The 12,613-nt window shown below is 70.0% G+C and carries 12 protein-coding genes; 8 read left to right on the forward strand and 4 right to left on the reverse strand.

All coding sequences use genetic code 11. The annotated features are described in order from the left end of the window. Positions 1 to 25: 25 nt before the first annotated feature. Both OHS33_RS39410 and OHS33_RS39415 read right to left on the reverse strand, forming a co-directional pair. Complete coding sequence (locus tag OHS33_RS39410) at positions 26 to 451, reverse strand: hypothetical protein (protein WP_330335801.1); 426 nt, start codon at positions 449 to 451, stop codon at positions 26 to 28. 44 nt (positions 452 to 495) lie between these two features. Further along, positions 496 to 1,578, reverse strand: coding sequence for a C40 family peptidase (locus OHS33_RS39415; RefSeq protein ID WP_330335802.1), 1,083 nt, complete (start codon positions 1,576 to 1,578; stop codon positions 496 to 498). A 674-nt stretch (positions 1,579 to 2,252) separates the two neighbouring features. On the opposite strand from OHS33_RS39415, the gene OHS33_RS39420 reads away from it, so the two are divergent. Genes OHS33_RS39420 through OHS33_RS39455 form a run of 8 tightly spaced genes read left to right on the forward strand, consistent with a single transcriptional unit; the run spans position 2,253 to position 10,622 of the window. Continuing rightward, positions 2,253 to 2,645, forward strand: a complete 393-nt coding sequence (locus OHS33_RS39420) for a hypothetical protein (RefSeq protein WP_330335803.1) — start codon at positions 2,253 to 2,255, stop codon at positions 2,643 to 2,645. Next, entirely contained in the window at positions 2,642 to 2,941 is a 300-nt protein-coding gene (locus tag OHS33_RS39425) for a hypothetical protein (RefSeq protein ID WP_330335804.1), read from the forward strand. The genes OHS33_RS39420 and OHS33_RS39425 overlap by 4 nt, the downstream gene beginning before the upstream one ends. A gap of 1 nt (position 2,942) precedes the next feature. Then, positions 2,943 to 3,743: a hypothetical protein gene (locus OHS33_RS39430; RefSeq protein WP_330335805.1), complete on the forward strand. Its 801-nt coding sequence runs from the start codon at positions 2,943 to 2,945 to the stop codon at positions 3,741 to 3,743. Continuing rightward, positions 3,740 to 5,212, forward strand: coding sequence for a hypothetical protein (locus tag OHS33_RS39435; protein ID WP_330335806.1), 1,473 nt, complete (start codon positions 3,740 to 3,742; stop codon positions 5,210 to 5,212). The genes OHS33_RS39430 and OHS33_RS39435 overlap by 4 nt, the downstream gene beginning before the upstream one ends. Beyond that, positions 5,209 to 6,663 carry an SCO6880 family protein gene (locus OHS33_RS39440; RefSeq protein ID WP_330335807.1) on the forward strand — a complete coding sequence of 485 codons (1,455 nt, stop codon included), beginning with the start codon at positions 5,209 to 5,211 and terminating at the stop codon, positions 6,661 to 6,663. The genes OHS33_RS39435 and OHS33_RS39440 overlap by 4 nt, the downstream gene beginning before the upstream one ends. Positions 6,664 to 6,692: 29 nt before the next feature. Next, positions 6,693 to 8,270, forward strand: coding sequence for an ATP-binding protein (locus OHS33_RS39445; protein ID WP_330335808.1), 1,578 nt, complete (start codon positions 6,693 to 6,695; stop codon positions 8,268 to 8,270). After that, complete coding sequence (locus tag OHS33_RS39450) at positions 8,267 to 10,006, forward strand: type IV secretory system conjugative DNA transfer family protein (protein ID WP_330335809.1); 1,740 nt, start codon at positions 8,267 to 8,269, stop codon at positions 10,004 to 10,006. Before OHS33_RS39445 ends, OHS33_RS39450 begins: the two co-directional genes overlap by 4 nt. Continuing rightward, complete coding sequence (locus OHS33_RS39455; RefSeq protein WP_330335810.1) at positions 9,999 to 10,622, forward strand: DUF4913 domain-containing protein; 624 nt, start codon at positions 9,999 to 10,001, stop codon at positions 10,620 to 10,622. The genes OHS33_RS39450 and OHS33_RS39455 overlap by 8 nt, the downstream gene beginning before the upstream one ends. Positions 10,623 to 10,686: 64 nt before the next feature. Here the strand turns inward: OHS33_RS39455 and OHS33_RS39460 are convergent, their stop codons facing one another. Both OHS33_RS39460 and OHS33_RS39465 read right to left on the reverse strand, forming a co-directional pair. After that, positions 10,687 to 11,262, reverse strand: a complete 576-nt coding sequence (locus OHS33_RS39460; RefSeq protein WP_330335811.1) for an HD domain-containing protein — start codon at positions 11,260 to 11,262, stop codon at positions 10,687 to 10,689. 22 nt (positions 11,263 to 11,284) lie between these two features. Next, complete coding sequence (locus tag OHS33_RS39465) at positions 11,285 to 12,376, reverse strand: helix-turn-helix domain-containing protein (protein ID WP_330335812.1); 1,092 nt, start codon at positions 12,374 to 12,376, stop codon at positions 11,285 to 11,287. Positions 12,377 to 12,613: the final 237 nt, after the last annotated feature.

Here is a 12,613-nt window from a genome sequence, read left to right on the forward strand (position 1 = left end):
CGTCGTTTTCGGGGCCTGTCCTCGGCTAGTTGGCCAACATGCTTGGCGAGCAGTCGAAGGAGAGCACGGCGTGCTTCTCGGGAACCCCGTGGTTCTCCACGACCATCCGACGGGCCAGCCCGAACAGGACCGAGCGGGTGTCGTGTGGAGAGGGCAGGCTCTCGCCCCAGATGCTGTGGTGGTGGTCCCCTTTGCGGCTTCGCCACCACACGCTCAGCGTCCAGAAGTGCGGGGCGTTGGTGAGGGCGTCGGGGGCCAGCTCGAACCAGGTTGTGACGTAACCGTCGGGAGCCAGCTTCAGCTTCTTCTCCATGATCCGCTGTGCCCCTTGGTACAGGTTCGGGCGACTGTCGCCGAGACCGGCCAGCACTACGTCGGAGAAGGTCTCGTAGCGCAGCGCATCGCTGCGGTCGTGCCGCAGGACGGTCATGCTCCGGAAGTACCGGTCCATCGGTGTTGCCTTTCGGTCGCGCCGGATTGCGCCCCCGGAGCCGGTCAGGGGCGGGTGGCGCCGAAGTAGTCCGACTCGGGCATTGCGGAGGTGAGGGGCTGGAGTTCGACGTTCCTGCCTGTGCGCGGTGCGTGCAGGACGTTGCCGTCGCCCGCGTACATCGCTACGTGGTAGATGGAGCCGGATCCGCCCTTGCTCCAGAAGAGCAGGTCGCCGGGCTTGAGCTCGCTTCGGGAGACTGCTCGGCCGGAGGTTGCGCCGTACTGCTCGGACGCTACGCGGGGCAGGTGCGTGGTCGGCCAGTAGGCGTACTGGACCAATGACGAGCAGTCGAATCCGACGGTGCTGGAGGCGCTGCACTGCCCGTTCAGGTACCCGTTGAGGCCGTCGCAGAATCCTGTCGAGGGGCCCGCGGGAGTGCCGCCGCCCCAGGAGTACGGGGTGCCCATCCGGGCCGCTGCGCGGCGCACGGCGTCCGGACCGGAGCCGTTGCCGGAGACCTCCAGGAGACCGCCGCCCTGGAACTTGGGGATGTCGGCCATGATGGCCTTCACGTAGCCGTAGGTCTCTCCCTCGGCCTGGCCGGGGCGGCGGGCGAACCAGATCGGCGGGACTCCGCGGAATCTCTCGACCGCGCCCCAGCCCGCGTTGTATCCGGCGAGGGCGAGGGCGCGCGGGTCACCGCCGAAGCCGGAGCTTTTCGCGTCGCCGAGCAGGGAGCACATGTAGCGGCCCTGCGACATGACGGCATCGCCTATGTCCCACGGCGAGTTTCTCCCGTTGCCGTCGTCGTCCCTGCCGTAGGTCGCCCACGTGCCGTCGACGAACTGCGCGGGCCCCTTCGCGCCGGCGTCGGAGGTGGCCTCGTCGTGGGTGTTCTTGAACTTGGACTCGTTCCACAGCTGGGATGCCAGCAGCGCGGGGGTGAGTTCCCGGTGGTCCTTGCACGCCGCGGAGGCCTTGAACAGCCATGGCCTGTACTCGGAGGGGACACCCCTGAGACCGCCGCCGCCATCTCCTATCTCGTTCGCGTGGGCGTCGCTGTCGATGACCACCATCACGATCAGCCCGACGCACGCGAGCATCAGGCCGCACACCCCCAGGACGATCCCAACCAGCCACTTCATGTCATTCCCCCCGTGCTTGTGCGCCGCGCTGTCCTGCCTGTGGTGCGGGCTTGCCGAAATAGATCATGGGCCGTGCAGTGTGCCTGCCTTCGGTGAGTGGACGTCAGGAGCCGCGTGGAGAGCCGTGCGTGCGGGTCCGGCACCGCGCCGGGTCGGGGCCCGGGCGGGCGCCGGACCTGGGGCGAGTGCTTGATCGTGGCAGACCTCACGTAGGGTCAGGGAACGTCTTGCGCGCGGTGAGTTCGCACAGCGAAATGCCGCCCGCTTCATTTCGCGTGGCGAAATGGAGCGGCGTCCGCGTGCGGGCATTGGCGACTCGGGGGTGTGGCTGATGGCTTTTGGGCTCTGTGCGGTGGGTACTGCCGGACCGGATTCCGGCAAGGTCGGGTTCCTCAATCCGGATGATGTTTTCGGCGTCCGGTGTTCGTGCCCGCACGCCTTTGTTTCGCAACCCACGTGACCTGACCTCCGGCGACCGGGAAAAACACTGCTCGGGTTTGTCACGGGTGCACGCTAGCCTCAGTACCCCATGGGCTCAGATCCCGTGGTGGAAACGCATGAACGCAGGGGGGAGTTGCGGTGTGATTACTCATCCAGAGACACCAACCCCGGTGACACGTACGCCGGTTGTACTTAAATACGCGCTGATTCCGGTTCACGGATACGGCATTGCGGTGGCTACCGTCGCGCGGATGCTCGACGGTGACGCCGCCGCCGGTGAGCGCGCCCGGGTCCTGGGTCCCGCCGAGGCGATTCCGTACGGAGCCCAGCCGGTACTGCTGGCCGAGACGACCGTGTACGGCATCAAGCGCGTGGAGGACCTCCTCCAGCGCTGGGGCTCGCTGCCGAAGCCGTGGCTGGTGCTGATTTCTGACGCACCAGCCCGCCCGGTGCCGGATGCCCGGTACCTGGTGCGCGCGCTGGAGGGGCGCTTGGCAGGGGTGGCCCGGGTGCCGTACCTGCCCGTGCTCCGGGCCGTTAGAGATCCAGACGAGGCCCTGGAGTACAAGGACGTTCAGGCCGCAGCCCACGGGCTGCGGCGCAAGATCGAAGGGGACAGACGATGAGCACGACGGTGCAGCTCTTCACGCTCGCGGCGGACGGCGGCCTCATTCCGGGCTCGACGCCGACGAAGATTCCGGGGCTGGACGGCCCCGTCACCAAGATTTTCGGGTACGCCCTGTGGCTGCTGATTCTCGCCGGGGTCGGCGGAACGGGTTACGGCGTCTACAAGCTCGCGGTTTCGGACAAGTCGAGGAACGGGGGCGGGAGCGAACCCTTCAAGTGGATGGGGGGAGGGGTCGCCACCATCCTTCTGGCCGGGTCGCTGATCACGATCCTCAACGGGATTGCGACGGGCTGACATGTCGCGAACCAGGGGGACGTGGAACACGAAGGGGACGTGGGCCGCGGGGGTTCTGCTGGCCGTCGTCATTCTGCTGACGGGCTACGCGGCACTCGTGGGTGACGGGGACGAGGCACAGACTCCGGCCAAGGGCGGTGGCGCCAGCCCGAGCGTGAGCGGGGCGGCCAGCCCCGAGGCGACGTACGCGCCGCCGCAGGACTGGACCGAGCCGCAGCGGTGGACGGCGTTGCCGCGGGGGCAGCGTACGGACGACCGCGGCAGCCAGGTCGGGTTCCCGCACACGGCCGAGGGTGCGGTCGCCATGACGGCCGCTGGCAACACCACCCGCGTCGAGGGCGACCACTCCACCGTCGACGAGCAGGTGCGCATCTACAACTCGTACCTCGGCAAGGGTGACCAGTCCGCGCAGGCGGCCGAGCAGATCAAGCTCAATGCGCAGGCGAGCGACAAGACGCTGGCCCAGGAGGCGGGCGTCCCGGCGGGGCAGCCGCTGCCGTCGGGCGCCTACGTGCGTACTCACGTTGTCGGCTACAAGGTCATCAAGAAGTCGGCCGACGAGGTCACGGTGTGGCTGCTGGCCCGCGTGGTCCAGAAGGCCGGTGAGACGGCCGAGGAGAAGGGTTCTTACACCCGCACCCTGGCCGGCGCGCAGTGGCAGGACGGCGACTGGAAGCTGACCGCGGCCGCCACCATCCGGGCCCAGCAGGACACCGTGGGCCAGAGCGAGCCCGCGATGGTGGCCCCGGGTGACGACGCGTTCAACGACGCGGGTTGGACGGCCATTCGGGAGGCGTCGTGAAGCACCGGTTGGTTGCCCTGCTGTTGACCCTGATCGTGGCCCTCGGGGTCACGGTGACGGCGCCGCAGCCTGCGCGCGCGGACGGGCCCATAGGCAACGGCGTCGAAGTGGCGTGCATGGTGGGAGCCGGTACCAGCCCGATCCTCGGGGTCATCATCGCCATCGCGGGCAAGGGCGGATCCCTGTGCGACAAGATCGGCGACGCGGCAGAGAAGAAGATCAAAGAGGAGTGGAAGAAGGTCTGGGACTCGGTTCTCGGGGATGTGATCAAGTCCGCCGCTGACGGCGTGAAGCTGATCATCAAGAAGGTGCTGACCGTCGCCTTGATGGGGCCATCGGTCGATCTGGCCGCGACCAAACTGTGGGGGCCAGACGCCACGTTGTCCGGGATGCTGATGTGGCTGGGCCTACTGATCGCGGTGGCCGGAGTCATGTGGCAGATGGGCAAGATGGCCGTGACCGGGCAGGTCAAGCACCTGGGGCGCGCCATGGTGGGCTGGGTGGAGAACCTGGTGCTGACGGCCGTTGGTGTGAGCCTGTTCGCGCTGTTGCTGGTCGCCTCGGACGCGCTGACCGCAGGTCTGGTCAACGCGACGTTCGACAACGACGCCGCGGCGTACGAGCGGATTGTCGCGGTGATGATGCCCGCCGGGATCAGTAACCCGATCCTGGTGCTCGGCGTGGTGCAGGTCATCCTGATCGTGGGCGGCATCCAGCTGGTCATGGTGTTCCTGCGGCAGAGCGCGATCCCCCTCATCTGCCTGCTGCTGCCCGTGGCTGCCGCAGGCCGGACGGGCGGCGACTCCACCCGGCAGTGGGCTCCGAAGCTCATCACCTCAGGTCTGGTCATCGTGGCCTACAAGCCGATCCTGGCGGTCATCGTGTGCACGGGCTTCGCGGAGTTCGGACACAGCCAGACCCTGGCGGAATGGCTGCGCGGCTGCGCCACCCTCGTCCTCGGCGTTCTTGCGCCCGGGCCGTTGACCAAGCTGTTCGCCCCGTTCGGCGAGACGGTCGGCGGCGGCATGGCCGTCGGCGGGGCCAGCGGCGCCCTCGGCGCGGCGGCGGGCTACATCGGCGGCAAGGGAGACAAGGGCGACAGCGGCGGCGGAGGCGACGGACCGGCCAGCGCCGTGCAGCACGCCCAGATGGTCGAGCAGAGCATGGGCAAGCAGGGCGGCGGCGGCCAGGGCGGCGACGCGCTCGCGCAGGCAGGCCGCAACGAGGCAGCCGCGAAGATCCCCGCCCAGGGGGCGGGCGCCGAAGGTGCGGCGGCAGGTGCCGCAGGGCAGGCAGGCACCGCCGGTGCGGCAGGAACAGCCGGCACGGCAGGTGCGGCGGGCGGCGCGGCTGCGGCGGGCGGCGCGGCTGCGGCCGCGGGTCCGGTCGGCATCGGTATCGCCGTTCTGGATGGCGTCAACAACGCCATCCAGGGAGCGGCTGGAGAAGTCGGTGGGGGCAAGCAGTGAGCACAGCACACGAAGTGCCCAAGACCCTGATGGTCTCGGGCTTCCGGGTCCGCCGGTCCTTCGGGCTCGGCGGGCTTTCCAAGGGGGCGACCATCGCCGCCGCCATGGTCCTGCTGGCAGACGGACTGATCGCCACTCAGGCGCCGGTCACGCTGCTGGTCAGCTTGCCGGTCACGCTGCTCGCCCTCGGGCTGGCCGCCGCGCGCCGACACGGCATGTCCGCGCTGGCCTACTACTGGGCGAAGATGTCCTGGCGCCGGGCTGCAAGGGTCGAGGCCAACTCCTACCGGCGCCAGCTGCTGGAGTATCCGTACGCGTTGGACATGCCCGGGGTGGGCGCCTCTGCCACGCTGGTGAAGGCGCACGATCCGACCACGGGCAAGCCCGTCGGTGTCGTCCACGACCGCGCCACCGGATACATGACCATCAGCACGCTGCTCGCCCCCGGTGGGAGCCTGATGGCCCCCACCGGGTCGGTGCAGAGCTCCCTGCGCACCTGGTCCTCCGTACTGGAGGCCATGAGTACCGACGAGCAGGTCAAGGGCGCCAGCGTCACCATCCAGATCACCCCCGGCGCCGGCGAAGCCCTCGGGGATGACGTGGCGGCCCGTCAGGACCCCGGCGCCCCCAAGCTCGCGAAGCAGATCGTCGCCGAGCTCGTGCGCACCACCCCGCACGCCACCGCCTCGGTGGCGCCGTGGATGTCGGTCACGGTGGACCCCAGCGCCACCGTGAACCCCCCGACCGACCTTGCCGAACAGGTGGGGGAGGCGATCAAGGTGGTCGACTCGCTCGACTTGTCCGGCACCGGTACGGACATCGAGCGGCGGGCCACCGACATCGACGTGCGTCGTCTGGTGCGCAGCGCCTACGACCCGGCGGTGTTCAACGCGCGCGACGCGGACTTCGAGGAATTGTCGTGGTCGGAGTGCGGGCCGCAGGCGGCCGACGACAACTGGGAGGAGTACGCGCACGACGGGGGAGTCTCCGTCTCGTGGGTGCTGCGCGAGATGCCGCGCCGCCCCATCGCGTACAGCGTGCTGCTGCCGCTGCTGGCGCCGGGACGGTTCCAGCGCCGGATCACCATCGCCTACCGGGTGCTCGACCCGCACGAGGGCGAGGCGGTACTGGAGCGGGAGATCAGCCACGCCTACCAGCGCGAGCAGGCGACTGCCGAGGTCAAGGGCCGGGCGAAGTGGAGCCAGCGCGCCGACTCCCGCCGGGCGGAGGAAGCCGCCGCCCAGGTGGCCGGCGGCGCCCAGGTCGTCGACTGGACCTTGATGGTGACGGTCACCGCGAGGAACACCGCCGACCTTCCCGCCGCGCGCCAGGAGCTGGAGCGCGCGGTGAAGGCCACGAGGGGAATCCGGATGAGGCCCGCTTACGGAGCGCAGGCCGCGGTCTTCGCGGCCGGGCTGCCGCTGGGCTACAACCCGCTGGTGAAGGGCTGAGGATGGCACGCAAGGCGAAAATGCCGGTGATGACCACGCCCAAGCGGGTGCTCGGTGTGGTCGAGGAGAGCCAGACCCGCGAGGAGCGGCGGGCAGAACGGAAGTTGAAGGCGCGGTACGCGCCGAGGTCCGGTTGGGGCGGCCGCTTCGGCGGCCGCGTGGCCGTCGAGGACGCGGGCACCGTCTACACCGGCCCGAGTACGCAGGTCGGCGGGATCTACCCCTTCCTGCTGGGCTCGGGCCTGCCGCCGCGCGGTGTTCCGGTCGGACGGGACGTGCTCACCGGGGAACTGGTCTGCATCGACCCGTCCGGCTGGACCGGCAAGCTCACGACCAACCCGGGTGTGTGGGTGATGAGTCAGCCGGGCGCGGGCAAGTCTGCGCTGGTCAAACGGATGTGCCTGGTCTATTCGGCGTACGGCCACATGACGTGTGTGCCGGGCGACGTCAAGGGCGAGTACTCCGACCTGATCAGCGCTCTGGGCGGTTCCGTCGTCCGGATCGGCGACGGCATCGGCCGTATCAACCCGCTGGACTCGGGCCCCCTCAAGGCGCACGTGCAGTCGCTTCCCGTCGACCGCCGCAACGCCCTGCTCGACGTCCTCAACGGGCGGAGGCTGGAGACGCTGGTCGCCCTGCTGTCCACCAAGCACGGGCTGGGCCGCACCCCCGACGAGATCGAACGCAGCGCACTGGACACGGCCGTCCACGTTGCCTCGGACGGCCAGAAGCAGGGTGTCGACCCGATCGTCTCCGACGTCGTGCAGGTCCTGCGCGCCGCTCCGGAGGAGCTGCGGACCAAGTTGGCGGCCGAAGGCGAGCGGTACCAGGACCTGACGCGGTCGGTGATCGCCGGACTGGACAATCTGATCGGCGGGCCGCTGAAGGGGCTCTTCGACGGCCAGACCACGACCCCCTTGGACATCAACGCGCCCGCGGTCAGCGTCGACATCTCCGCGCTGCGCGCCCGGGGCAACGACGTGATCAGCGCGGGCATGATCGCGACCTGGGCCTACACCTACAGCAGCATCGACTCGGCCCGCTCGATCGGCTTGATGGACCGCAAGCTCGTCCTGCCCATGGACGAGATGTGGAGGGCGCTGCGTTCCGGGCCGGGCCTGGTCGACGCGATGGACGCGATCAGCCGCCTCAACCGGACCACGGACGACGTCACCATCTACGTCACCCACTCCCTGCTCGACGTCGAAGCTCTGCCCACCGAGCAGGACCGCGCAAAAGCCAGGGGGCTGATGGACCGGTGCGACACGTGGGTGATCGGCGCCTCCTCCGAGGAGGAGCTGCGGCGCGTCACCGGCAAGCGCACCCTCACGGAACAGGAGCGGATGATGATCGGCTCGTGGTCGTCGGCGACCTCCACCGGCCTGGATATTGACCCCAGCGTCTCCGAGGACGGTACGGGCCGGGCGGTCGAGGAAGAAGGAGCCCGCCACCCGGGCCGCGGCAAGTACATGGTCAAGGTCGGCACGAGGCCGGGCATCGCTGCGTCCATGGAGCTGACCCCGACGGAGAAGGGGCTCTACAGCACCGACACCAACCGGCGCCGGACGACGACGACGGGGACGATCACGGGGGGTGGCAGCCGATGATGACGGAGAACGACCGGGCGTGGGCGGTCGGCGGCAGTCTGTTCGGCGGGGTGGTGCTGCTGTCCGCGTCCACCTACGCAGGGGCCGCGGCCGGCGCGCTCGTCACCGGCGATGACGTGGCGCCCGCCGCGCCGCTGACCGTCTACCGGATGGCGACGGACTGGGCCTCGGTGTGGGAGCACTCGCAGACCGCTTCGGCTGTCGGCGCCGCGCTCTTCGACGTGGTTGTCGTGGCCCTGGTCGTCTGGGGTCTGCGGGTCGCCGTCCGCTGGTTCCGCAACGCCAGCAGCCTGGCCACCTTGCACCAGGTCCGCGAGCTCGCCCCCAAGGCGGCGGCCCGCACCGCGACCCGGCTGCGCGCCTCCCTGAAGGACGTGAAGCCGAAGGAACTGGAGGCCCGGGACCGGGGCGTGCTGCTCGGCGACCACCTGCCGTCCGGTGTCGAGCTGCGCGGGTCGGACGAGGATACCTACGTCGCGATCATGGCGCCGCGCGCGGGCAAGTCCACCTCCCTGGCGGTTCCGGTCGCCGACGAGGCGCCGGGCGCGCTGCTGATGACGTCGAATAAGGCGGACGTCTACGCCGCCACGGTCAAGAGCCGCGGCCAGGTCGGCGAGACGTTCCTCTTCGACACCCAGGGTGTCGCGCAGGCCGAACGGGGCGTATGGGTCGACCTGGTCGCCCAGGCCGAGACGTTGGAGGGCGCCGAGCGGCTGGCCAGCCACTTCGTCAACCAGATCACGAGCGAGCAGGCCGATCCCTTCTGGAGCCAGGCCGCTGGCGACCTCCTCACCGGGCTTTTCCGGGCGGCATGGTGGGAGGGCGCCACCGTCCGGGAGGTCATGCGGTGGCTCGCCGACCCGAAGGAAAAGGCGCCGTTGCGCGTGCTCTACCAGCACGAGCCGGTGCTTGCCGAACAAGTTGACTCTTCAATTAATATTGCCGAGGAGACGCAGTCCGGTATTTACCAGAACGCCCGAACTGCCATGGGTGCGTTGCGAGATGAGAAAGTCCTTGCGTGGGTCACTCCGGACAAGAGCGGTCGGCCGCGCTTCGACCCCGAGACGTTCGCGACCAGCCATGACACCCTCTACCTGCTCAGCAAGAAGGGCGGACCGTCCAGCGCCCTGGTGGCCGCGGTCGCGGACGCCGTTTTCACGGCCGGCACCGAGGCGGGCGAACGCCACGGCGGCCGCCTGCCCGAACCGATGCGCGCCGTTCTCGATGAGGCGGCCAACATTTGCAAGATCGCGGACTTGCCCGACCTCTACTCCCACCTGGGATCCCGCGGCATCACGCCGTTCGTGATCCTCCAGTCCTACCGCCAGGGCGTACGGGCATGGGGCGAGGTCGGCATGGACTCCATGTGGAGCGCAGCCACGAAGAAGCTGATCGGCGTCGGGATCGACGACGCCAAGTTCGCCCAGGACATCTCGACTCTGACCGGCGCGCACTACGTCGAGCGCGGCAGCTACTCGAAGGGCAAGGAGGGCTACTCCCGCAGCTACAGCGAGCAGCGCGAGCAGGTCCTGGACCCGGCCGAGATCCGCGCCATGAGGAAGGGCACCGCGCTGCTGATGTCGACGGGCATGCCCGTCGCGCAGATCGGCCTGCGGCCCTGGTACGCGGAGAAGGCCATGGCGCACATCGGGCCGCAGATGAAGGCGGAGGAGGCGGCGATCACCAAGCGGGCCGTGGCCGCGTACGAGGAGCGGAAGGCCGCGCGCCGTGGCTGACGAGGAAGGCCTGCCCGACTTCGAGGTGCCGGTCGGGCTGTTCCAGGACCTGGAGGACCTCAAGGCGGAGGTCGCCCGTCTGGCCGGGCAGGTCAAGCAACTCACCGGAGGAACCGGCGACGCCGACAGGGGCGAGGCCTCCGAGGGCGAGGCCTCCGAGGGCGAGGAGGAGTCCGCCGGCGGCGAGGCCGAGAACGAGGCCGGGGAGGGTGGCGGCGAGGAAGAGGAGGAAGGGTTCCCGCCCTTCATCCTGCTGCTCGACCCTCCGCAGTACGACGACGAGCTCCGCCTGCTGGTCGAGTGGGTGGAGGGTGTGCTCGTACCCGGCTACCTGGCCGAGCCCAGCGCGGACGCCAGATGGTGCCACCTGTGGTTCGAGCACCCCGTCGCCATCGCCCGCTTGCACGCCGTGTGGTTGGCCTGGCAGGAGCTGACGGACCCAGCCACCTGCGGATACACCGGTCCGAGCGTGTGGCACCGCGACCATCTCGACCCGTGCCTGCGCGAACTGCGGCCTTCGTCCGGCCCGTTCGCGGGCTGCACGAAAGGGGAGCACCAGGTGGACCACCGGCTGCCCAGCATCGTGCCGAGCGCATGGAGCCGACCGGAGGACTGACCGGCCGGCAGCGGCCGCGGCCCCGACGAGGCCGCGGTCGCCATCGGCCCGCCTGCCCGCGGGGTCAGCGCTCCAGGAACGTGCGGCGCCACTGGAGCGGCGACATCGTCAGGGCAGCCTCGGCGAGGGCCTGCGCGGACGCCGTCTTGAGGCTGGCGAGCGAGGTGTCGATCCAGTCCTGGACCTCCGCGTACCCCTGAGACCGGTACTCCACCGCCTGCACCAGGCACTCCAGTTTGTCCGCGTCGTGGGCCACCAGGACTTCGAGGGAGGCACCGCCCTCGTACTCGTCCACGATCCGCTGGACGCCGGACTTGACCGACGGGTGTGCGGCGGAGACCTGGTCGGCGGTCACCGCCGAGTTGCTGGCGGCTTCGATGTAGCGGCGGCCGATGTGCGGGATGTCGCCGATGCGGGACTCCTGCGTGTCGTGGAAGAGACACATCAGCGCGACCTTGCCCGCGTCGGCGCCCTCCATCATGGCCAGCACGGAGCCGACGATCCCGACACGGAAGCTGTGCTCGGCGATCGACTCGGGGTTGTTGTTCCCGGTGAACCACCAGCCGGTGCGCTTCGCGTTCTTCAGCACGCCCATCTCGAAGAGGAACCCGGCCGTACCCTGCGCCGTCTCGTCTGCCATGGTGACCTCCGGTTGCCGATCATCAGTTCTGGTGCAAAACGTAGTGGACCTCCCCGAGTTCCCGTCTGGATCTCGGAGAGATCCCGCCCTCGTCCGAGAGCCTGTCCAGCCGTCCGGCGAGCGACGCGGACAGAGCGGGAAGAGCTTGCGGGAGCCAGGGGTGGACGTGCAGCAGCGCCCACAGCGAGTGGGTGTAGAGGTCGACGTAGCCGGGGGCGAAGTGCATCCCCTCGGCGAGGGCCCGCAGGAGCGCGACGGGATCCAGACCGGTGAGCGCCCGGTCGCGCATGAACGCGTCGTCCGCCTGCGGCTGATGGGCGACGCCGAGCCAGTACGCCCAGTAGTTCAGGTTCGCGGCCTCACCGTCGTCGTCACCGGCCATGGCCCGCTCGATGAAGTCCCACAGAGGGACGGGGTCGCCCAGCCGGGCCAGGGCGGCAGCCGTTGAGCGCGCCTCCGCCCACCGCGGGGTCCACCCGTGTCCGGCCAGGGCGCCGCGCCGGGCGTGGAGGGCGTGCGCGGTCCACGCCACCGCCTGCGGGGACCGGTCGTAGGAGGACAGGTACAGGGCCTGACGGTGCAGCAGGATCCCGCCGGCATCCGCGCGGGGCGCGGTCTCGACGGTGGCCCGCAGCTGCTCGAAGAAGGCGAGGCGGTCGTCGGGGGCGAGGAGCGGGGCCGCGCCCGCCGGACCCCGTCGGGGTCCGGCCAGGAGCCCGGCCGCGGAGGGAGGCGGGGTGCCGGTGAGCGCCCAGGCGAGCATGTGCGCGGTCTGGCGGGTGTGGACCCATTCCCCGAGGGGGTGCTCGCCAGCGCGGGCAGAGGCAAGGACGGCCGCGATGATGTGGTCGGCGTCCATCGCGGGGTCCAGCAGCGCGAGGACGGCCGGGGAGGCTCCCAGGATCGCGAGGCGGCGGCGCATGCCGAGGAGGATCCCGGCCTTCATGTTCGCCAGCGGGCGGCGCCCCGATTCCCAGCCCTGCACCGTGGCGAGGTCGACGGCCAGGAGCTCGGCGAGCTGCTGCTGTGTGGCCGGGATCGAGGTGCGCGCGGCGCGCAGCACGAAACCGCTGATGAGACCGGCGCTTAAGGGCCGGTGAGGTCTGGAGTTCATGGCGCTCCCTTGGGCACGGCGCGCTCTACTCGTACCCGCAGTCAGTCCTACTGCACCCAGGCCGCTCGTACGGTCGGTCCGTGGAATCGGGCGGCCCCGTCGGCGGCCCGGCCGCGCTGGTGACGCCCGGATCGGCGAGGAGGCTGCCGTGTTGCCCGTGTCCCCTCAAAGCCGTACCCGCCGCGGCTACCTGGCCCCGACGATGCGGACCACGGCGGCCGACGAGGTGCTCTCCGG

Source organism: Streptomyces sp. NBC_00536 (assembly GCF_036346295.1).
Lineage (GTDB): Bacteria > Actinomycetota > Actinomycetes > Streptomycetales > Streptomycetaceae > Streptomyces.

Coding starts and splice junctions, on each gene's coding strand:
- OHS33_RS39450 (WP_330335809.1), top strand. CDS start 8,267: ATGATGACGGAGAACGACCGGGCGTGGGCGGTCGGCGGCAGTCTGTTC.
- OHS33_RS39460 (WP_330335811.1), bottom strand. CDS start 11,262: ATGGCAGACGAGACGGCGCAGGGTACGGCCGGGTTCCTCTTCGAGATG.
- OHS33_RS39415 (WP_330335802.1), bottom strand. CDS start 1,578: ATGAAGTGGCTGGTTGGGATCGTCCTGGGGGTGTGCGGCCTGATGCTC.
- OHS33_RS39425 (WP_330335804.1), top strand. CDS start 2,642: ATGAGCACGACGGTGCAGCTCTTCACGCTCGCGGCGGACGGCGGCCTC.
- OHS33_RS39410 (WP_330335801.1), bottom strand. CDS start 451: ATGGACCGGTACTTCCGGAGCATGACCGTCCTGCGGCACGACCGCAGC.
- OHS33_RS39465 (WP_330335812.1), bottom strand. CDS start 12,376: ATGAACTCCAGACCTCACCGGCCCTTAAGCGCCGGTCTCATCAGCGGT.
- OHS33_RS39445 (WP_330335808.1), top strand. CDS start 6,693: ATGACCACGCCCAAGCGGGTGCTCGGTGTGGTCGAGGAGAGCCAGACC.
- OHS33_RS39430 (WP_330335805.1), top strand. CDS start 2,943: ATGTCGCGAACCAGGGGGACGTGGAACACGAAGGGGACGTGGGCCGCG.